Below are 19,146 nucleotides of genomic sequence, written 5' to 3' on the forward strand. Positions count from 1 at the left end.
GCAGTTACGGTGCCGGCAGCTTAACCGTGACGCGCAGCCCCCCGGCATCACGCGCACTTAGATTGAGCGTGCCGTCATGAGCTCGGACAATGCGCTGCACGATCGCGAGGCCGAGCCCCAGACCTGCCTGGTCGCTGTGGATGCGTTCAGTACCGCGCTGGAAGGGTTCGGTGAGTGTCGAAACCCCTTCGGCACTGAGCAGTTCGCCCGTGTTCTCGATGGACAACACGACAGCCTCGGTTCCTGCGGTGGTCATGATCTGCACCGTGCCATTCTCCGCAAGGTTGTGCACGATGGCGTTCTGCACGAGGTTCGTGACCATCTGCGGCAGCAAGGTCCGTGATCCACGGGTGACGGCCGGGCCGCCCGCAAGCTCGAGGGAAACGTGCAGCTTCTCTGCCAGCGGAAGCAGGATCTCCGCGGCCTCCTCGGCGGCAAAGGACAGGTCGACCTCTTCGGGCGTGAAAGATCGCTGGTCGGCGCGACTGAGAAGCAGCAGCGCTTCAGTGAGGGCGATCGCCCGGGCGTTCACCGCACGCAGGCGTTCTTCTCGTCCGTCTGAGCTCGGGTCTTGTAGGGCGACGTCGAGCATGGTCTGCATGACAGCGAGAGGCGTGCGCAATTCGTGGGAGGCGTTTGCGGCGAAGCGTTGCTGCTCGGCGACTTGGGATTCGAGTTGCGCGAGCATGGTGTCGAACGTGTCGGCGAGCTCGCGGAACTCATCCTGATGCCCCTCCATCTCGACTCGGTGTGCGAGAGACCCGCGGGAAGCCCTCCGCGCCGCAGTCGTGATCCGCGTCAACGGTGCAAGCATTCGCCCCGCCAGAATCCAACCCCCGACCAGACCAATCACCAGCAACAGCAGCAGCAACGCGATCGCCGCGGGGCTGAAGACCCGTGGCCCGAAGTTGCGTGGGCTCAAGATGAGCAAGAAGTCTTCGAGCGGCGGGAGGTAGAGGCTCGACCGTTCACGGAGGAGAAAAAGCCAGACCACACTGATGATCAGGATGCCGGCGACAAGGAGGAAGCCGGCGTAACTGAGAGTGAACTTGGCTCGGACGCTCAACCCGCGCCGCCTACTCACGGTCACCGCTTCCTGTTACACCTCTGGCATCGACGTCAGTGGCGGTGTCGATGCGGTATCCGACCCCAGGAACGGTAACGATGACCCAAGGTTCGCCGAGTCGCTTGCGCAGTGTCGAGACGGTGAACCGCGCCGCGTTGGTGAAGGGGTCGGCATTCTCGTCCCATGCCTGCGCCAACAGTTCCTCGGCGCTGATCACACCGCCGTCGGCCGCGACCAGCACTTCGAGCACCGCGAACTGCTTTCGCGTCAACCGGACGTAGCGTCCGTCCCGGTACACCTCGCGACGGAACGCGTCCAGCCGCAGCCCTGCGACCTCCCGCACCGGCGGCCGGATGAAGGCGCGACGACGATCGAGGGCGCGGATCCGGAGCACCAGTTCCTGCAGGTCGAACGGTTTGGTCAAGTAGTCGTCGGCACCGAGCTGAAACCCGGACGCCTTGTCGTCGATCCGATCCGCCGCGGTCAACATCAGGATCGGTGTGCCGCTCCCGGACGCCACGATATGCTCGGCGACTTCGTCACCCGATGGCCCGGGGATGTCCCGGTCGAGCACGGCGATGTCGTACGTGTTGAGGCTCAGCAGTTCCAATGCGGTGTCACCGTCACCGGCGATGTCCGCGGCCATCGCTTCTGAGCGCAGGCCGGCTCGGAGAGCCTCGGCCATCCGGGGGTCGTCCTCCACGATCAACACTCGCATACGACGAATGCTACGGAGGAGCACCTATCGTCAGTGTATGGATGCCCCTTCATCTCCGGCCGCCGTCAGAGATGAGTCTCTCCCCATGCGAGTTGGATCGTCGGAAAAGTCGGACGGCCACCGCTGACAGCCATGTGAACGTCACAACCCCCACCGCACGATAGAAGATCCCTGTCGCTGCTACGAAGACGGCCGTGCCCGCGATGATTAGTACGGTTGCCAACAGTCCCGTGACCATGGTGTACTCGGCCCATGCCCGCGCGTTTCCGAAGAAGCGGCGGGCGAACACGAAGCGTGCGGCGATGAGGGCGATGAAGGCACCACACCGACTGCGAACAAGATCGCCAAGGCGCCGGTAACAACGAAGTTCAACGTCTGTACCCAGCCGAGATCGCCGTTGGTGAGCGAGCTCACTGCATGTCGGGTGATGTCGAAGCCTGGACGTAGCGCCATCTGCGCCAGAGCTATGGCGAGGAAGATGGGCGCAATCGCGACACCGGCGGCGAGGAGAATCCGAGTTGAGGGCATAGACTTGAAGCTGTCTGAGCGACGGTCCGAGTTGGGGAAGTCATAGCGGCCCTCTCTGAAGCGGGCGTGAATCGGCTCGCCGTGGTGGCCGGCTTGAGCGCGGGGCGTAGGTGCGGGCGCGGGTCACCAAGGCCTGGTGGCCTTGCCGTCGAGCCAGAGTCGGCCGATGCTGACCGGCGGTTCGGGCGTCGTGTCGGCGTCGCGATCGCGAGTCTTGCGGGGGTTGCGGTCCTCCTCGTGCTGTTCCCTGAATCGGCCGGACCATGGATCGCAGCGGCGCTCTGGGGCACGATCGGCGTCGGCATGGTGATCAGGATCTTCACGAAGCGAGCCGGACCGCCGGCGCAGGAGCCCGGCCGCGGCGCGCTCGAGGCGTACGAGCAGAACTACCTCGGCCGTCGGCCTCACCGCGCCGAGTGGCCGGTCGACGAGGATTCCACGACGTGGATCATCGAGGACACGGGTCAGGGCGACATCCACGGCAATCGCATCGTCGTGAAACCGGGCGAACAGTCTGGACCGACTTCATGACGCAGTACGCGACGAAGGCTCCGCTCTCGGCCGACTGGCAGGCGCTGCTCGCTGCGCCCGCTGTCGATGTCGCAGCGCTCGTCAGGGATGAGGTGCCGGTCGAGCCCGGTGTCTACCTCTGGCGACGCGACGGCGAGGTGACGTACGTCGGCACGGCGTCGTCACTTCGGAAGCGGGTCTGGGGCAAGCACCTCGGTGGCGGAGTCAGCCTGGGCGGCTCCTCGCTGCGGCGGAACGTCTGCGAGCTGCTCTTCGAGATCCCGACGACCGTCACGGGCGGGAGGAACCGCGAGAAGGTGACGCCGGAGCAGGCTGCGTCCGTCCGTGCCTGGCTGGGCGAGTGCACGATCGCGTGGACCGTCTGCGACTCGGCCATCGACGCCGAGGAGCTCGAGGACAGGCTGCTCGCCGAGCACCGGCCGGTGCTGAACCGGAAGTAGTCGGCGCTCGTTCTGCGTACCGGAGGCGGCGCTGCCTTCCAGCTGTGCAGCTCCGGTGCCGTCGTGCAGTGGGAACCTTCGGTGCGACGAACACGGCGCGCCGCGCGAAACCTCATCGCGGCGGAGGGCTGGTCTCTCGGCGCGACTCCTCCTCGACAGGGTGCGGATGTCGCGTCGGGTGCACTGAGCGGTCCTCAGCGCCGGTTCGACCGGCGGCGGTCGATCTAGCGTGCCAGCATGCCCGCACGCGATGCCGACGACCCGCTCGCCGTGCTCGATCCGTCGGCGCGACGAGCCGGCCCGCGCGTGCGGGTGGCCGTCGGGGCGGCGGTCGTGCTGTTCGTGCTCGCCGTGGCCCTCTCAGCGCTCATGTCGTTCGGGGCAGGTGGCGGCGGCGAACAGGAGCGCATCGAGGCATCCGGCGAACTGCGAGCGGATGCCTCGGCCGAGCCTTCCTCGACGGTGGGCGCGCCGTCCGTGCTCGTGCACGTGCTCGGCGCGGTCGTCAGCCCTGGGCTCGTCGAGCTCGCGGCGGGTTCGCGGGTCGTCGATGCCGTGGCCGCGGCGGGAGGGTTCGCGGCCGACGCGGATCCGGCCGGTGTGAACCTCGCGCGGTTGCTCGTCGACGGCGAGCAGCTCGCCGTGCCGGTGGTCGGCCAGGTGCCGCCACCCGCGGCGACCGGTGGCGGGGCACCGGCTCCGGGCGCCGCCGACGGCCTCGTGCACCTGAACAGCGCAGGCATCGCCGAGCTCGACACCCTTCCGCGCATCGGCCCTGCGCTCGCGCAGCGCATCATCGACTGGCGCGACGTCAACGGGCCGTTCACCTCGGTCGACCAGCTGCTCGACGTGGCCGGCATCGGCGACACGGTCTTCGCGGGCCTCGAACAGCTCGTGGCGCTCTGAGGTGCGCGACCTCCGGATGCTCCTCCCCGCGGCGAGCGCCTGGGTGGTCGGTTGGTGTGCGATCGGGCTGCCCGGCGGAGACGCCACGGCCGTGCTCGCGGCGTGGGGGCTGTGGGGGACGGCGAGCGGCGCGGCGGCCTTCGCCGTCCTCGGCGCCACGCAGAGCCGTCGAGAGGGTGCCCGGGCCAGGGCTGGTCAGGCTGCCCCGCTCGTGCGCGCAGCGGCGACGGTGCTCGTGGTGCTCTCAGCCGGGGCGCTGGTGGCGAGCGCCGCAGCGCTCGGGCTGGGGGCGCGAGAGACGTCGCCGCTCGCGGTCGCTGCCGCAGAGCACCGCTCGGTCGAGGTCGTGGTCGAACTGACGGCCGCTCCGCGAGCGATGCGCTCGAGCTGGTTCGCCGAGGGCGAGGCTCCGCCGCTCCGGGTCGACGGTCGGGCCGTCGCAATCGACGGTGCCGTGGCGCGTGCGGTGCCGGTGACGACGGCGCTGTCGATGCCGGCCGGGGAGTTGCAACTCGGCGCTCGCGTCACCTTCTCGGCTCGGGTGACGGCGATGCCGGCCGGGGAGCGGGCGGCGTTCCGATTGGCGCCGGCGGGAGACATCCGCTCGGTCGCTCCGCCGCCGCCCTGGCTCGGCTGGACCGTCGGCCTGCGCACCGGCTTCGCCGAGGCGGCAGGCGCGCTCAGCGGCGACGGAGGGGCGCTCGTGCCCGGGCTCGCGATCGGCGACACGAGCGCCGTCGACGAGAGCCTCGATCAGGCGATGAAGGCCTCGTCGCTCAGCCACCTGACGGCGGTCTCGGGCGCGAACTGCGCGATCGTCACGGCCGCGGCATTCGCTCTCGCCGCGCTGCTCGGCCTGCCCCGCCTGCTGCGCGTCGTCGTCGCCCTCGCAGCCCTCGCGGGGTTCGTCGTGCTCGTGACACCCGAGGCGAGCGTCGTTCGCGCGGCGACGATGGCCGTGGTGGTGCTCGCGGCCGTCGCGGCCGGTCGCCCGGGCGGCGGGATCGCCGCACTCTCGTTCGCCGTGGTCGTGCTGCTGGCGATCGACCCGTGGTACGCCCGCGACTACGGCTTCGCGCTGTCGGTCTTCGCAACGGCCGGGCTCTTGCTGCTCGCCCGGCCGCTGACCTCCGCGCTCGCGCGCTGGATGCCGGTCCCGATCGCGGCCGTGATCGGCGTGCCGCTCGCTGCCCAGTTGGCTTGTCAGCCGGTGCTCGTGCTGCTCGACCCGGCACTCGCGCTCTACGGCGTGCCGGCGAACCTGCTCGCGGCACCTGCCGCGCCAATCGGCACGGTGATCGGCCTCATCGGGTGCCTGATCCTGCCCCTGCTGCCGTCGGTCGGGTTCGCCTGCCTGCAGTTCGCGTGGCTGCCGGCATCCTGGATCGCGCTCCTCGCACGTGCCTCGTCTGCACTCCCGGCCGCCCGGCTCGAATGGCTGCCGGATGCTCCGGGCGCCCTGCTCCTCGCCGCGTGCACGGCGATCGCGCTCTGGCTCGCGCTCGGGTCGCGGCGGCGAACGAGACTCCGCCGCATCGCCGTCGTGGTACTGCTCGTCGCGGTCGCCGTGCCGGTCGGGCTCTTCGCTGGACGACCGCTCGTCGGCGCCGCGACCCGGCCGTCCGACTGGGACGTCGCCGCGTGCGACGTCGGGCAGGGCGATGCCGTCCTCCTGCGGTCGGGCGACGCGACGGCGCTCATCGACACCGGGCCCGATCCTGCAGCGCTCTCGCGCTGTCTTGCCCTACTCGGGATCACCCGCATCGACCTGCTCGTGCTGACGCACTGGGACGCCGACCACGCCGGGGGAGTGTCGGCGGTCGCCGGCCTCGTCGACACCGTGCTGCACGGCCCGCTCGACGGAGAGCGCTCGACTCGAGCGCTCGATCCACTCGTGGCGGCGGACGCGGAGCCGGTCGAGGTGGTCGCCGGGTTCGGCGGTACCCTCGGAGACGCCCGCTGGCGTGTGGTCTGGCCGAAGCCGAACGCACAGCCGGGCAATGACGCCAGTGTCGTGCTCGACGTCTCGGCTCCCGGGTATCGCGGCCTCTTCCTCGGCGATCTCGGCGAGGAGGCCCAGTCACGGATGCTTCGCGCCACCGCCCTCGGCCCGGTCGACCTCGTGAAAGTCGCCCACCACGGCTCGGCCGACCAGAGCGAGCGCCTCTACGAGGAGCTCGGCGCGACGGTCGGGGTGATCGGCGTCGGAGCCGACAACGGCTACGGCCACCCGACATCGCGACTCCTCGACCTGCTGCGTGCCGACGGCACCGCGGTCGTGCGCACCGACATGTCGGGCACCGCGCTGCTGACGGCCGACGACGATGGCTTCCGCCTCTGGAGCGAGCGCGACCTCGGTTCTTCGGGATCGAGCGCGCTCGACCGCCGGCGCGCAGGCCTGAGCCCGGGCTGGAGCGCTGGACGAGCGCCCCGTCGTCTGCGCTCCAGCTCTGCGCAAACTCGGGCGACGCTCCCCAGGCCGTGTTGCGAAACGTGAGCCTGTTACCGTGGTGCCCATTGAGTGATGGTCATCGAAGGCATGGGCGCATGGGCGCATGGGGGACGGATCCATCGACCTCGGACGGAGCCGCTGACTGGTTCACGGGGTTCTTCGAGGGGGTCGACGCGGACGCGAAGATCACAGCTGCGTTCGAGTACGCCGACAATTACGACGCGATCCGGGCGGCCTGCTGGATTCTGCAGAAGTTGGGGCACCCCATGATTTGGCCCGGCGACCTCACCGCACTCGATGGTCACGTCACGGAAGGCATCGAGCTCCTCAACAACCTGATCGATCGTGATGAGGAAGGCGAGGACTTCTTGGAGCTCTGGGATGACGAACAGGAGATCATCCAGTCAGTTCGTGAGCAGATCCGCGAACTCGAGGCGCTTCGCCCCACGAACGTGAGCGGCTGAGGAGCTCCGCGCAATCGATCACAACCCGCGGGATGCCTGATCGCGAGAATGGCGATTCCCGAGTCATCCGTCTGTTGGTTGCTTCTGACGTCGGGTGCCCCGAGCGGTGGGTCCTCAGGATCGATGTCGGTCAGGACCAATGTCTCGAGGTCCGGCCCATGGCATGGCGGCCAGCACGAGTGTCGCAAACAGGCCGAGGACTCCGTTGGAAACGAGCACGACGCCAATCAGCCCGGCACCAATGCTGCCTTCAGGACCGGCTTGCCCGTCCGGCTGTCCGAGGGGGAGTCCGATGCCCGCAACAAGGCACAGCGCGCTCACTGCCGCAGCGACGCAGAGGAAGCCATGAGCCACGTACCTGTCGCTCATCCCAGACCTGATGCAAAGCCAAACGAGAACGAGCGCGACTGGCAGCAGCACGGGGAAGATGAGAATGTACGCGATCACGTCAGCTCCCTGTCGATCCGAGGGCTGTCCGCGCCATCAGTGCTCCCTGAGCTCCGGATAGAACTCGTTCGTGCTGAGGATGAGCGTCATGATGAGCGTCGGAAGCACGGCGACTCCGATGATGATGATCGCCATCCACACGGCCAACGCCGACCAGCTCCCGTGCCCTGCCACCGCCCCGACCACGATCAACGCCACGATGGTCGCGACCACCCACAACGTGCTCACCCAGCGACACATGGAGCGTGCGGCCCGGAAGCGTCTCCGCTGCTTCAGCGACCTCCAGATGACTGCGAGAAGAGCCGGAACACCGGCCACCACGAGGAACCAGAAGATGATCCACTCGGCAGAGGTGATGCTCATTCGTTCACGCGTTTCCCGGAGAGCATGTCCGCCCAGGCGTCCACCATCGAGTTCCTTTCGATCGAGGGTTCCAGCCTCACCGCGCACGCCGGCGATTGGTATCCGACCAAGGTCACATTGAGGTGAAAGCCTCAGCCACGGCAGGGTGACTGCAGTCCCCGTTGCCCGCGAACCACCTCTTCGACACCGCTCCGCCGGCGCGCGACGAGCACTCTGCAGAGCCTCGCTCTCAGCGCAGCAGCTCGGGCGGGAGCTCGATGCGGATGCGGCCGCTGTTGAGCGCCTTGTCGCCAGGCAGGGGCAATGGTGCGGGAAGCTCCTTCTGCGCCTCCCAGATCACGTTGGCCGCGTGAGCCTCGGGGTGGAAGATCTCATCGAACGTGCCGATCACTCCGGATTGGACGCTTCGTGCTTGACGACGCTTCTCGGCCTGCACGATCCACGGGAGCGAGAGGAACCAGATGGAAAGCGGCGCGACGAAGATCCCCGCGAGTGCGATCGCGAACCAGGTGTCTCTGTCCAGCCCCACGCTGGCAGGCTATGTCGATCTCTCCGCGTGGGCAATGGCGACGCCGCCGGCTGTGCCTGCTGGGGGGCCCGTTCGCCTCATGCCTCGTGCTGGTTCTGCTGCCCGGGATGGACAAGGAGCGAGGAGACCATACAAACCCGCGACCACACGTGCAGCTACGGGTGCGCCCTTCTGACCGTCGCTGCGCTCACTGCGTGCATGAGCGTCGAGAGCGACCATGATCAATCCAGGAGCCGCGGTCACCCACGCCTTCGTGGTGAACTGCGAGGCAACCGGTACACGGTCACGGTCAACTCGACGAATGCAGGCTCGTCGAGCTTCGACTTCCGACTCCTGGCTTCCGCGGCGGGGTTCGGACGTGTCGAGATCGCGACGGGAGCGCGAGTTCGAAGGCCTCGCGTTCGGGACGCCTGGCAGGCCACGTTTGATGCGACACCCGAACCATTGGCGCCTACATGCGGCGGCGTATGTTGGTCCGCATGAACATTGAGGGGCAACATGATCGTGCTCCCGCGAATCCAACGCGAGCTGATGCATTGGAGGTTGCGCGGCGTTTCCTCTCTGCGGAGCATCCCACCGCGTCAGCCGCAGTCCTCGCGGGAAGCGTTGCGGCCGGCACTGCGACATCGACATCCGATCTCGACATCGCAATCTACTACTCGGATCGGACCGCCAACTCTGCGATCACGCTTGAGCGCGAAGGATGGTTGATCGAAACGTTCCTCTACGATCCGACGTCGCTGACCGATTGGTTTGATCGTGAAACCGTGCAGCGTAGGCCGGTGGCTATCGACATGTGGGCCCGTGGCATTCCGATCGTGGGATCCGATACTGTGACCGGGCTTCAACAGCGTGCCCGTGCGCGACTCGACGCGGGCCCCGAACCGCTGAGCACCGCCGAGTCTGCCGAGCGGCGATACCAGCTGACCGCGGCTGTTGACGACCTGACGGCTGGGAGCGATGCCGCCGAGGAGTTCGCGATTGCATCGCGCGTCTTCGAGAACACCGCCTGCCTTCTGTTGATGACGAACGGTCAGTGGGTGGGTTTCGGAAAGTGGCTGATACGGCGGCTGCAGCAATTCGACGATGTGCACGCGTATGCGCTAGTCGAATGGGCCCGGGATCCGCACCGCACCCGAGGAACGCTGGTGCAACTCGCCGACCGTGTGCTGGCTCGCGCGGGCGGACGATTGCAGGTCGGTCACACTCGTAGCGCTCGCTGACAGGCGACTCACGGGCACCCGGACGGCCGGTTTCCTAGACCCGCCTATGAGGCGGCGCGATTTGCCGCTCACGAGCCACTGCCGATGCTGGAGCCCATCGAGGCGGCGACCGCAAACAGAGCTCCGCGGTCCGCCTGATCTTCACTGTGCGCAACCTCGACTGCAACATCCTGCTGGTCACCGACCGGTAGCTCTTGTCGCGAGGCAGAGCAATCGAGGACTGCTGATCGACCGTGGTTGAATATGCCGATGACTGGTCCTTCCGACAGCCCGGCGCTGCCGCAGATCCCAGATATCGTCGATCCCGAGCTCGGCGCCTTCACTCGTGCGATCACTCATCTGGAGGCGGGCCCGCCGCTCGTGTTCGACTGGTACGTCGGCAGCGCGGACGTGGTCGGTTCCGAGGTCGAGTGCATGGTCCGCGCCACTGAACCCGAGGAAGTCCGCCAACTGCTCAGCCGATTGAAGGTCACGGTCGCGGCGTTCCCGGAACTCGGCCGCACGGCGACCGACGCCGTTGTGGAGCGACTCGGCGACGGCGAGCCGAGCGCCGACGAACTCGAGGATGCCGCGGCTGACCTGAAGCTGGAGACCATCGAGGCGACCGCAGACGGAGTAGTGCTCCACTTCACCGACACCTGCGGCGAGCACTTCCTCGGTGGCTACTGGCCCGCCGTGCGCCTCGGCGCCGACCATCGGATCATCGATATCACAGTTGAGGCGTAGCGCGCGTGGCTGCGGGAGTGCGGGAGTGCGCAAGGACGCAAAGGTCTCGCGCGCCGTTTCGCTCGACCGCGACCGCCTCGTGGATCGCGCGGAGCGCGTCTTCCAGGCTGTCGTATGGGCGGACGACCGGCCGGGCCGCCCTCGTGTCACGAGCTCGTGTCCGCGGCTCGAGGTGAAACCTTCTTCACCGTGAGCAATGCATGTGGCACGCTTCCGACATGAGTGTTCGTGAAGCAGAGCCAGAGCAGCAGCGCACGTCCCGGCCGAAGGTGGTCGCGCTGGCAGCGGTCAGCGTGGTTGCCGCCATCGGCATAGCGGGCTGGCTCGTCATGTCGGGAACGAACGTGTTCACTCTCGGGCAGCCGAAGATGTGGACGGCCGAGGGGCTCGAAGCATTCGTCGACGATGTCGATGAGGAGTTCGGCACCACCGAGGTCGTCGAGGCGTATCTCTCCGAGAGCTACGCGACCGTCGAGGTGCCGGTCGATGGCGATGCCTCACGCACCATCACCTACAAGTACGACGGCGGCTTCACCGAGTCCCGCAAGGGCACGAGGTCTGCCGAGGAGTCCACGGGGCTGATCGACCTCCGCGAATTCGATGCAGTGCAGACGATGGCGCTGCTCCCCGACGCGCCGGAGATGGTCGGCCTGGCCGACGGTGCGGTCAGCGCGATCATGATCAGGCTCGCGTACGGCCCCGACTCTGTTGTCGCCGACGTGCCCGAGGTCTCCGTTCACGTCGAAACCGAGTTCGGCGAGACCGGGTCGGTGCGTGCTGACCTCGCGGGCAACGTGGTGTCGATTGACACCGACTAGGAGCGAGGGACGACAGCCAGATTCGGCTCAGCCGGCTGACGTGTAGGGAAAGCGTCTCGGATCCAGCGTGATGGTCGGCGGCCAGGTGCTGCGGGGCAGGCACGGTATCGCCGGCGAGATCGGCATGATGCGGATGTTGGAATGGCCGGACGCCATGTCGGATCTGGCCGCCGCCCGCCGAGTACAAGACGGGTGTTCGTTCCGACGGCGCTCCTGAGTTGTTCGCCGCGGCAGAGCATGACGCACGCGCCCGCGCTGTCGTTCACAAGGTGGCTCGGGCGCTCGCACTTGGAGCGTCGGCGCTATCCCATGCCGTCGATCCCCAACTGGTCGTTTTGGGCGGCGGGCTTTCGCAAGCAGTATCGGTTTTCGGCGAGCACTCCGTTGCCCACGGCGCCGCGAGACTCGCTCTCGAACCCCGTTTCGGACACCGCTCGCGCGGATACGTTTGCGGTGGTGCTCGTGACGCGGGCCAGCGCACAACCATGATCTGGCGCCTCGTCTAGCGGCCATCGGTCCAGGCGTAGGTGCCGCCGCTCTGGGTTGCGATGATGAAGTCGCCGCAATCGAGCCCGGTGTACTCCTCGGGACCGAGATGGACGAGTCGAGGGGCGAAGGCCGGTGTTTCCGGGTTGGTCACGGTCTCGCACCCCTCGGGCTGCGGCGCATCAGCTGGGGTGTTCCACGCCGCGGCAGCGGCGCCGGTCTCCGGCTGCCAGATGATCCTGACGTCGCGAGCCGTCTCCGGAATGAGCTTCACGATCGGGAGGTCCTGAGCATCGGGATCCAGCTCGGACACCCGGTTCACGTAGGTGGATCGGTCGACTTCCGGCTGTGATGAGAACGCCGCATTCGCTGCGAACAGGAGTCCGCCGACCGTGCCGGCCACGAGGACCAGCCAGACGATCGCGGACTGCAGCCGGCTCATCCACGGGGCCGGGTCTGTGGGGCCGGTGCGGAATGGCGTGTCCATGGTGCCCTTCTCACGTTCGAGTCGGTAAAGGATGTGTCAGGGCTGGCACGGGGTGAGAGAGTCCCGGTGCCAGCCCTGTCTCCTACGACCGCAGCGTGTCGGCTGCGGTCGCCTTCAGGAATCGGCCGCGGACATGGCGGCTCACAGGAGAGATGTCCGGCATCGCCCCGGGTGTTGCAAATGCGTAGCTTCGACCATCGATCGATCACCGGACCCTCGGTGTTGCCGGTCTTCACGTTGATGGACGCACTTCTGCGAACGGCGAACGAGTCGGGCGCGCCAGTCGAACTCATTGGAATCCCGACGTTCTCGTCTCACGTGAGTGATCCGCGTCAATGCATGCGACCGGAGGAAGGGCAGAACTGTCGCCGTGTGTTTGCGGGAGGTACCCGGCTCAGTTGCCGTAGATATGCGCGGGGCTGATGAGTTCCGTGATCGGGGCCATCAGCGCGTCGACGAGATCGGTTTCGCCGTCGATGTCCGTGTTGATGAGCACGACGAGAGTTGTCTCCTGCTCCGGCAGATAGACCGTCACGGTCTTGTATCCGGGAAGGCTCCCGTTGTGGCCGATCCAGCCGTTGATGTTGAACAGTCCGAGGCCGTATCCGACGCTGTCGTCTCCTTCTTCGATCGGCTCGGTCCGCAGCCTCTCGCGTTGGGTCTCCGCGGAGAGGAGATCGCCGTTCACGAGAGCTGGAACCCACCGACCGAGGTCTTGGAGGTTGGAGCTCATCGCGCCCGCTGCCCAGCCCCATGACGGGTTGTAATCCGTGGCATCCGCCACCGAGCCGTCGGCGGTCTGGTTCGTGTAGCCACGCGCGTGAGGATCAGGCATCTCGCTACCGATCGGGAAGAGCGTGTGCTCGAGCTTGAGCGGCTTGAGAATTCGATCGGTGATTGCCTCAGCCAGCGACCCTCCGGTGACGCGCTCCACCAGCAGTCCGAGCAGAATCGTGTTGGTGTTGGAGTACTCGAACTGTGTTCCTGGAGCGAACCCGACTGGCTGGTCCGCCACATAACCGAGCAGGCGTTGCGGGGTGAAGCTGGTCCCCGTATCCGCCAGGTAGTCCGCAACGAATGCCTCTGTGGCGCTGTACTCAGGGAGCCCGCTGCGCATCCCGGCGAGCTGGCGCACCGTGATCTCGTCCCCATCGGTGACGCCTTCGACGTACTTGGAGATCGGGTCGTCGAGCTCGACCTTGCCCTCATCGACGAGCTGCAGCACGACGGTCACAGTGAATGGTTTCGTCGCGCTGCCGATGCGGGTGGCGAGCTCCGTGGTCATCGGCGCTCCGGTCGTCGTATCGGCCACTCCCGCTGCGCTCGTGTAATCGCCGGAGGGGCTCCAAATGCCGACGATCGCCCCCGGGATGCCGGTTGTGGTGAGCGCATTGTCGATGATGGCATCGAGCTTGGCTGTGGTGGCTGCGTCCATCGGTCCGTTCGATGTCGTCGTGGTCGGACTCGGAGCAGGGCTTCCGCCCGCACCACTGTTGCCGGCACATGCGACGACGCTCGATGCCAGGAGAGCGGCAAGAGCTGCGGACATGACGACGCGTCGGAGCGTCTTCTGGTGGGTCATTGCGAGGAGCCTTTCCGTGAGCTGCAGTTCGCAGCGGCGTCCTCACAGTTGAGCAGGTCCGCCTCCGATGCTCTCGCTGAGCCTCATGCGTGCGCTCAGTGGCTCACCCACGCGTCGCGTGAATTCAACGATCGAGCGGGGGAGGGTTGGCAAAGATCATCCGAGCGGCCTCATCCTTCGGGATGACGTCGGAGTGTTCCGGACCAGGCCTGTCGATGCGAGTCACCTTCGGCTCTCGGCGGGCGCATGCTCGTTCAGCATCAGCGCGATCTGCACTCGATTGCTGACGCCAAGCTTGCCGAGGATGCTCGAGACGTGTGTCTTGACCGTGGTCACTGAAACAGAAAGCTCCGCTGCGATCTCTGCGTTTGATCGCCCGCGCGTTACCGCGAGGGCGATACGCTGCTCCGCAGGCGTCAGGAGGGCGAGGTGCTTGTCGCGGGCGGGTGCCGGGCCGGGCTCAGTGAATCGGAGGATCAGCTTTCGCAGCACAGCCGGCGAAAGGACCTGATCGCCGGCCGTGATCCTTCGGATCGCTGCGACCAGCTCAGGCGGCGGCATGTCTTTCAGGAGGAAGCCGCTCGCGCCAGCTCGGAGTGCGCGGAGGACCAGACTGTCGTGGTCGAAGGTCGTCAGTATGACGACGTGCGGCGGGTCGGCGAGCGCCCTGATCTCCTTGGTCGCCTCCACGCCGTTCATTCTCGGCATGCGGATATCCATCAGCACGAGGTTGGCTCCGCTCGCCTGAGCGAGCTCGGCGACACCGGTTCCATCGCCGGCTTCACCCACGATCGTGATCCCCGGTTGACCGCCGAGCATTGTTCGCAGACCTGCACGAACGAGCCACTCGTCATCGACGAGTAGCAACCGGATGTCATGGTCCATGCGGCGCACCTATCTCCAGAGGGAAGTGGGCCGACAGTACGAAGTCGTCGCCGCGGCGGCCGTACTCGATCGATCCGCCGACGAGAACTGCACGCTCGCTCAGCCCGAGGAGGCCGCTCTCCGAGCCGGGAAGAGCCGATTCCCCCGGAATCAAGGGCTGGCTGATCTGTACGGCCAAGCCCTCGCGCACCGAACCTCGGATCACGACGGATACCGGCGCAGTACCGGCATGCTTCCGCGCATTGGTCAGGCCCTCCTGGACCACGCGGTATGCAGTCCTGTCGACTTGACGAGGAACTGCGTCGCGCACCTCGTCGATGTGGATGAGTGCGTCAACCGGGGTCCCAGCGCTCTCGCTCTCCTCGAAGAGGACATGCACTTCAGCCAATGTCGGTGGCGGGCCCAGGGTATCGAGGTCCGTGGAGTCGTCGCGAAGCACGCCGATGATGTCACGGAGATCGACGAGCGTCTGATGGACGCCGGCGCGGATGACCCCGGCAGCACGGCATACATCGTCGGGAGGGAGATCGACGGCGTATTCGAGGGCACCGGCATGGATCGCAACAAGACTCATGCGATGGGCGAGGACATCGTGCATCTCGCCGGCAAGCAGAGCGCGCTCCGTTGCCCGCACCTGATCGGTACGCGCCCGCTCGACGGCCTCAGCGCTTCTGGCCAGCTCGAAGAGCGAGAGGATGAGGCGACGTCGATGGCGAACCATCGAGCCCCCGACAATCGCCAACGCGCTGAGCACGACAGAGAAGATGATCTGGCCCGCGCTGTCTGCGCTCCATCCAGCGCGAGGAATGCTGCTCACGACGGACGCCAGGACGAAAGCGACGCCGAACGGAAGTGTCCAGCGCGGCGAACGGTGCACCGCGAGCGAGAACACCGCCAGGAATGCGGCGCCGCCCGCGGTCGGGGCGAACGCCGAGCCGAGAATTGCTGCCACAGCAACGCTCACAGGAGCTCGCCGCCGCAAGACGAGCAGAGCACTGACGAAAAGACCCGTCAGCAACTCGAGTGCGGGCAATGGTTCGCCGAGCTCGGACGCGTCCAGCGCGACGACGATCACCCAAACCACGCCCGCGACGACGAACATGGCGTTCACAAGCGCATCGCGGATGCCTCGAGGCTCGTGGAGCCGCTGCAATTCACTTACACTCATCGCCCACGCACCCCGCCGTTCAGTCCCGCCAGGCCATCTCCGCGCTCAGCTCCGGCCATGGAGTCTCCTTTCGATCGCGCCAGGTTGGGCGCGGCGCCCAGCTCGCTCCCAACCCGGTCATTGCGGGGTCAACGGTGGCGTGACGCTTTCCCAACTTTCGACGGGGTTCACTGGGCCCAGCTCCCACGTGTTTCGCCAGGGACGGCCGAGATCGCAGGTCATCTACACGTGTGGTAGCGCGCACGCGCCCGACGAGCGTGCGGGCCTCGTTGCTGAGCATATCGCGCTGAACATCGGCGATACCGAGTCGGGCGGCGGGACCGGCCGGCGCACTCAAGGATGCTCGCCGCGGGCATGCACGTGGTGGACCATCTCACCACGCTCGATATGCTGCCGGTGCACCGTGCACCGTGCACGGCGCACGTTTCAGGGTGTGCCGTCGCGGCGCCGGGTTCGACACCCTTCTCGGTGCGCGCCTTCGCGGAGGTACCGACGGCGGTCTAATCGCTCGCCGGCTCGTCATCGCCGGCGCTGGAGCGCAGTCTTGGCTCATCGGCGTCGTTCCGGGCGGCCGAGAGGTCTCGAGGATTCGGCAGCTCGTATGTTCGGTAGAGCCAGCGACGGGCGGCCTGAATCGGATAGGTGTCTCCGTAGATGGCGTACTTGACGATCACCCCCTCGAGCACGCTGCGGAGCATCACCTCTTCGACCGCGGGATCGTCGGCGCCGCGGTCGCGGAAGATGGCGCGCACGGCCTCCTCGAAGGCTCGAATCGGATCGAGGTTGCGGCGTTCCGCTTCTGCGAAGATGCGGTGCGTCGACGGTTGGATCGACAGCGACAGGATGATGCGCTGTTGCGGGAGCGCGGTGACCACAGCGATGAGCACCGAATCGATGACTCCCGCCAGGCGCTCGTCCGCCGTCCCGGGCATCTGCGCGATCGCGAGGAATTCGGCGAACCAGCGGTCGAGCACCGCTGCGACGAGCTGTTCCTTTCCCCCGAAGTGGTAGTTGGCGAGTCCCTGCGAGACGCCAGCTCGGCTGGTGATCTGCGCGATGGTCGACTCGTGGTAGCCGCGGGTGCCGAAGAGCTCGAACGCGGCCGTGATGATCGCCTCACGCGAGCGTTCTCGTGATTCCCGGTCGCGATCTGCCGAACGAGACATGCGCTATCTCACCCTTCTCGCAAGTCGCGGCGCCCGGACGGTTCCAGGAACGGTCGCTGCACCCCTATATTTGTTGACTGAACGTGTATTCAGTCAACGCTGCCCACTCGAAACATCGTTTCCCATCAAGTCTAGGAGCACCCATGCGCCCTGCCGCACGTGTCGACCTCAACAATTTCGGCGACATCATCGGATGGCTCCTCGGGCAGTGGTGGGTCTACCTCATCATCGGCGTGATCGTGTTGCTCGTCCTGCTGGGCTGGCTCCTGCCCGATGCGAAGGTTCGAGCGCTCGACGGGTATCCCACGACGGGCACCGAGGCCGACGAGCTGGCGCTCGGTTTTCTGCAGATCCGCTCGGACCCGGTGGGGCACTGGAACGACCCGACCGCATCGCATCTCACCGAGAAGTGGACGGCGCGTCTCGTGGATCAGTGGGGCGTCGACGATCGAGAGAGCTGGCTCGAAACTATCGATCGTCTGATGAAGGAACGGCGGCGTCGCGAGGTCTGGACGCTGTACCTCGCCGTCCGCGCTGATCTCATCGAGCAGCTCGGGCGTGCGCCGAAGACCAAGGAGTGGCTCTCGGCCATCACCGAAGCCGGGGGCACCGACAAGCGCAGCGCGAAGGCCTTCGTGAACGCTGTCGAGCAACTCGAGCAGGAGACCCGCAAGGCGGCGGGCAAAGGCGTCGTCACGCCCGCCACGGTCGTGACGACCTTCGATGGCTACGCGTTCGGGCAAGCCGTGGCGCTCGCGACTTGGGGCGTCGCCCTCGGTCATGCGACCGAGGCCGAGGGGCGAGCGATCATCCACGAGGTGAACGCCGTGGCCCGCCCCGCCTTCTCGTCGTGGCCCGAGTTCGGGCTCAGCTACGTCGTGGGGCGCGTGATGCACTGGTCGGACGGCAACATCGACGACAAGACCTTCTCCAGGCTCGGCGACCCCGCCTCCGAGATCGCCGCGGCCTGCTCGGAGAAGCGCCTTGGGCCGTGGGCATCGCTGCCTTGGACCCTGTAACCGTCGATCTGAGTGCGCTCCATGGCGGGGCGGGGATCCGCGACATCCTGCGGTACGAGCGAACATGCCGGATACCGGTCTACCGGAGGTTCCTCGTCGTGCTTCTACTGGTCGTCGCCTTCGCCGCGGCGATGGGGGCCGTGACGTGGTGGCTGAACGCCATCGGCATCCTCTCCGCCGCCCCGGTGGTCGGAATCTTCGCGGTTGTCTACGCCGTCTTGGCTGCGGTGTCGTTCGTCTGGTTCGCGGTCGATCTTTCGCGCCGGGCGAAGCTCGCAGCGTTCGCATGGGGAAACAGGTGGACGTTCGCCGATACCCTCGATGGCGCGCGGCGAACCGGTTCGGCCTTCACGCGTGCGGTTCGCAGCCGAGAACGTGGAGTCGTGGCATGCGACGATCCGAGGATGCCGTTCGAGCTGGGACGTCACTTCTCGATCGCCAGTGGACGGGAGGCGGCGACGATCCAACGACCGTTCGCTTTCATGGAGTTGCCGCTCCCCGCCTCGGTGCCGCATATCGTGCTGAAGAATCGTCGGCGCAGCATCGTTCCCACGCTCGGCCTCGGGCGGGGTGCGGCGCGCCTCGCACTCGAGGGCGACTTCGCCCGCACCTTCACGCTGATCGTTCCAGAGGGATACGAGCGTGATGCGCTCTACATCTTCACGCCGGACCTGATGGCTCGGGTCGTCGACCTCGGTTCGGGGACGGAGATCGAGCTCGTGGGTCGGCAGCTCTACATCTATCTGCCGTATGGCACCCGGTTCGACCGACCGCAGACGATGTCTGCGGCGCTCGTGGTCGCCGAGGAGTTCCATCGCAGGTTCGCTCGCCGTACTCACCGATATCGCGACGACGCGGCCGGCGCGTTGGCTGCGAAGTCCGGCGTGAGCGTTGGCCTCCGCGGTCAGCGGCTCGCGGGCCGGGGTCTCTCCCTGCTCGCAGTGGCCGTCACGGCGAGCATGGTGCTGCTCTCATGCGGCGTGATCGTGGCCACCCTGTTCGGCGGCGACCTCCTCCGTTCTCTGGGCGTCGCGCGGTGAACCCCTCCGGACATGCAAACTCAGCATCTCGGTTCGGGACCAACCTCGACGTCGCCCGCGAACGCGGGCGGGGCGGGTGCCCTTCGAGAAGTCCCGCTTAGA

The 19,146-nt window shown here is 66.9% G+C and carries 22 protein-coding genes; 11 read left to right on the top strand and 11 right to left on the bottom strand.

What is annotated here, in order from left to right; genetic code table 11:
* Positions 1 to 4: 4 nt before the first annotated feature.
* The 3 genes from ASE14_RS00890 to ASE14_RS21375 form a co-directional block, all read right to left on the bottom strand.
* Positions 5 to 1,066 carry a HAMP domain-containing sensor histidine kinase gene (locus ASE14_RS00890; RefSeq protein ID WP_304439288.1) on the bottom strand — a complete coding sequence of 354 codons (1,062 nt, stop codon included), beginning with the start codon at positions 1,064 to 1,066 and terminating at the stop codon, positions 5 to 7.
* 10 nt (positions 1,067 to 1,076) lie between these two features.
* Entirely contained in the window at positions 1,077 to 1,784 is a 708-nt protein-coding gene (locus ASE14_RS00895) for a response regulator transcription factor (RefSeq protein ID WP_056649460.1), read from the bottom strand.
* Between the two features lie 207 nt (positions 1,785 to 1,991).
* Entirely contained in the window at positions 1,992 to 2,312 is a 321-nt protein-coding gene (locus ASE14_RS21375; protein WP_082599878.1) for a DUF998 domain-containing protein, read from the bottom strand.
* Positions 2,313 to 2,549: 237 nt separating this feature from the next.
* Here ASE14_RS21375 and ASE14_RS00900 point away from each other — a divergent pair, with 237 nt between their 5' ends.
* The 5 genes from ASE14_RS00900 (at position 2,550) to ASE14_RS00920 (ending at position 7,105) form a co-directional block, all read left to right on the top strand.
* Positions 2,550 to 2,843, top strand: coding sequence for a hypothetical protein (locus tag ASE14_RS00900; protein ID WP_056649463.1), 294 nt, complete (start codon positions 2,550 to 2,552; stop codon positions 2,841 to 2,843).
* A complete protein-coding gene (locus ASE14_RS00905; protein ID WP_056649467.1) occupies positions 2,840 to 3,283 on the top strand; it encodes a GIY-YIG nuclease family protein in 444 nt (147 codons plus the stop codon). The genes ASE14_RS00900 and ASE14_RS00905 overlap by 4 nt, the downstream gene beginning before the upstream one ends.
* A gap of 237 nt (positions 3,284 to 3,520) precedes the next feature.
* Complete coding sequence (locus tag ASE14_RS00910; RefSeq protein WP_056649470.1) at positions 3,521 to 4,189, top strand: ComEA family DNA-binding protein; 669 nt, start codon at positions 3,521 to 3,523, stop codon at positions 4,187 to 4,189.
* Position 4,190: 1 nt separating this feature from the next.
* Positions 4,191 to 6,686 (top strand): ComEC/Rec2 family competence protein, encoded by a 2,496-nt coding sequence (locus tag ASE14_RS00915; protein WP_056649473.1) that lies wholly within the window; start codon positions 4,191 to 4,193, stop codon positions 6,684 to 6,686.
* Between the two features lie 50 nt (positions 6,687 to 6,736).
* Positions 6,737 to 7,105 carry a hypothetical protein gene (locus ASE14_RS00920; RefSeq protein WP_056649476.1) on the top strand — a complete coding sequence of 123 codons (369 nt, stop codon included), beginning with the start codon at positions 6,737 to 6,739 and terminating at the stop codon, positions 7,103 to 7,105.
* 114 nt (positions 7,106 to 7,219) lie between these two features.
* Here ASE14_RS00920 and ASE14_RS20255 read toward each other — a convergent pair whose 3' ends face one another.
* From ASE14_RS20255 to ASE14_RS00930, 3 genes are all read right to left on the bottom strand, one after another.
* The gene (locus tag ASE14_RS20255) at positions 7,220 to 7,552 is read right to left on the bottom strand and encodes a hypothetical protein (RefSeq protein WP_157372700.1); all 333 of its coding nucleotides are present in this window, start codon (positions 7,550 to 7,552) and stop codon (positions 7,220 to 7,222) included.
* A 36-nt stretch (positions 7,553 to 7,588) separates the two neighbouring features.
* A complete protein-coding gene (locus ASE14_RS00925; RefSeq protein WP_056649479.1) occupies positions 7,589 to 7,915 on the bottom strand; it encodes a hypothetical protein in 327 nt (108 codons plus the stop codon).
* Positions 7,916 to 8,144: 229 nt separating this feature from the next.
* A complete protein-coding gene (locus ASE14_RS00930) occupies positions 8,145 to 8,444 on the bottom strand; it encodes a hypothetical protein (RefSeq protein WP_056649483.1) in 300 nt (99 codons plus the stop codon).
* 479 nt (positions 8,445 to 8,923) lie between these two features.
* On the opposite strand from ASE14_RS00930, the gene ASE14_RS00935 reads away from it, so the two are divergent.
* From ASE14_RS00935 to ASE14_RS21380, 4 genes are all read left to right on the top strand, one after another.
* Positions 8,924 to 9,667, top strand: coding sequence for a nucleotidyltransferase domain-containing protein (locus ASE14_RS00935; protein WP_162257682.1), 744 nt, complete (start codon positions 8,924 to 8,926; stop codon positions 9,665 to 9,667).
* A 249-nt stretch (positions 9,668 to 9,916) separates the two neighbouring features.
* Positions 9,917 to 10,393, top strand: coding sequence for a hypothetical protein (locus ASE14_RS00940; protein WP_056651587.1), 477 nt, complete (start codon positions 9,917 to 9,919; stop codon positions 10,391 to 10,393).
* A 218-nt stretch (positions 10,394 to 10,611) separates the two neighbouring features.
* A complete protein-coding gene (locus ASE14_RS00945; protein ID WP_157372701.1) occupies positions 10,612 to 11,211 on the top strand; it encodes a hypothetical protein in 600 nt (199 codons plus the stop codon).
* A gap of 218 nt (positions 11,212 to 11,429) precedes the next feature.
* A complete protein-coding gene (locus ASE14_RS21380) occupies positions 11,430 to 11,717 on the top strand; it encodes an ROK family protein (RefSeq protein ID WP_162257683.1) in 288 nt (95 codons plus the stop codon).
* Here the strand turns inward: ASE14_RS21380 and ASE14_RS00950 are convergent.
* From ASE14_RS00950 to ASE14_RS00970, 5 genes are all read right to left on the bottom strand, one after another.
* Positions 11,714 to 12,184 (bottom strand): hypothetical protein, encoded by a 471-nt coding sequence (locus ASE14_RS00950; protein WP_056649492.1) that lies wholly within the window; start codon positions 12,182 to 12,184, stop codon positions 11,714 to 11,716. The genes ASE14_RS21380 and ASE14_RS00950 overlap by 4 nt on opposite strands.
* A gap of 394 nt (positions 12,185 to 12,578) precedes the next feature.
* The gene (locus ASE14_RS00955) at positions 12,579 to 13,766 is read right to left on the bottom strand and encodes a serine hydrolase (RefSeq protein ID WP_056649494.1); all 1,188 of its coding nucleotides are present in this window, start codon (positions 13,764 to 13,766) and stop codon (positions 12,579 to 12,581) included.
* Between the two features lie 222 nt (positions 13,767 to 13,988).
* On the bottom strand, positions 13,989 to 14,651 hold the full coding sequence (locus ASE14_RS00960; protein WP_056651592.1) for a response regulator transcription factor: 663 nt from the start codon (positions 14,649 to 14,651) through the stop codon (positions 13,989 to 13,991).
* The gene (locus ASE14_RS00965; RefSeq protein ID WP_082599883.1) at positions 14,641 to 15,819 is read right to left on the bottom strand and encodes a sensor histidine kinase; all 1,179 of its coding nucleotides are present in this window, start codon (positions 15,817 to 15,819) and stop codon (positions 14,641 to 14,643) included. Before ASE14_RS00965 ends, ASE14_RS00960 begins: the two co-directional genes overlap by 11 nt.
* A gap of 500 nt (positions 15,820 to 16,319) precedes the next feature.
* Positions 16,320 to 16,985, bottom strand: coding sequence for a TetR/AcrR family transcriptional regulator (locus ASE14_RS00970; protein ID WP_082599885.1), 666 nt, complete (start codon positions 16,983 to 16,985; stop codon positions 16,320 to 16,322).
* Positions 16,986 to 17,128: 143 nt separating this feature from the next.
* Here ASE14_RS00970 and ASE14_RS00975 point away from each other — a divergent pair, with 143 nt between their 5' ends.
* Positions 17,129 to 18,004: a DUF1266 domain-containing protein gene (locus ASE14_RS00975; RefSeq protein WP_056649500.1), complete on the top strand. Its 876-nt coding sequence runs from the start codon at positions 17,129 to 17,131 to the stop codon at positions 18,002 to 18,004.
* A 98-nt stretch (positions 18,005 to 18,102) separates the two neighbouring features.
* The gene (locus tag ASE14_RS00980; protein WP_056649503.1) at positions 18,103 to 19,044 is read left to right on the top strand and encodes a hypothetical protein; all 942 of its coding nucleotides are present in this window, start codon (positions 18,103 to 18,105) and stop codon (positions 19,042 to 19,044) included.
* Positions 19,045 to 19,146: the final 102 nt, after the last annotated feature.

This window comes from Agromyces sp. Root81 (assembly GCF_001429165.1).
Classification (GTDB): domain Bacteria; phylum Actinomycetota; class Actinomycetes; order Actinomycetales; family Microbacteriaceae; genus Agromyces.

Coding starts and splice junctions, on each gene's coding strand:
- ASE14_RS00920 (WP_056649476.1), top strand. CDS start 6,737: ATGGGCGCATGGGGGACGGATCCATCGACCTCGGACGGAGCCGCTGAC.
- ASE14_RS00970 (WP_082599885.1), bottom strand. CDS start 16,985: ATGTCTCGTTCGGCAGATCGCGACCGGGAATCACGAGAACGCTCGCGT.
- ASE14_RS00940 (WP_056651587.1), top strand. CDS start 9,917: ATGACTGGTCCTTCCGACAGCCCGGCGCTGCCGCAGATCCCAGATATC.
- ASE14_RS00910 (WP_056649470.1), top strand. CDS start 3,521: ATGCCCGCACGCGATGCCGACGACCCGCTCGCCGTGCTCGATCCGTCG.
- ASE14_RS00965 (WP_082599883.1), bottom strand. CDS start 15,819: ATGAGTGTAAGTGAATTGCAGCGGCTCCACGAGCCTCGAGGCATCCGC.
- ASE14_RS00895 (WP_056649460.1), bottom strand. CDS start 1,784: ATGCGAGTGTTGATCGTGGAGGACGACCCCCGGATGGCCGAGGCTCTC.
- ASE14_RS00945 (WP_157372701.1), top strand. CDS start 10,612: ATGAGTGTTCGTGAAGCAGAGCCAGAGCAGCAGCGCACGTCCCGGCCG.
- ASE14_RS00960 (WP_056651592.1), bottom strand. CDS start 14,651: ATGGACCATGACATCCGGTTGCTACTCGTCGATGACGAGTGGCTCGTT.
- ASE14_RS00925 (WP_056649479.1), bottom strand. CDS start 7,915: ATGAGCATCACCTCTGCCGAGTGGATCATCTTCTGGTTCCTCGTGGTG.
- ASE14_RS00975 (WP_056649500.1), top strand. CDS start 17,129: ATGCGCCCTGCCGCACGTGTCGACCTCAACAATTTCGGCGACATCATC.
- ASE14_RS00950 (WP_056649492.1), bottom strand. CDS start 12,184: ATGGACACGCCATTCCGCACCGGCCCCACAGACCCGGCCCCGTGGATG.
- ASE14_RS00935 (WP_162257682.1), top strand. CDS start 8,924: ATGAACATTGAGGGGCAACATGATCGTGCTCCCGCGAATCCAACGCGA.
- ASE14_RS00955 (WP_056649494.1), bottom strand. CDS start 13,766: ATGACCCACCAGAAGACGCTCCGACGCGTCGTCATGTCCGCAGCTCTT.
- ASE14_RS21375 (WP_082599878.1), bottom strand. CDS start 2,312: ATGCCCTCAACTCGGATTCTCCTCGCCGCCGGTGTCGCGATTGCGCCC.
- ASE14_RS00905 (WP_056649467.1), top strand. CDS start 2,840: ATGACGCAGTACGCGACGAAGGCTCCGCTCTCGGCCGACTGGCAGGCG.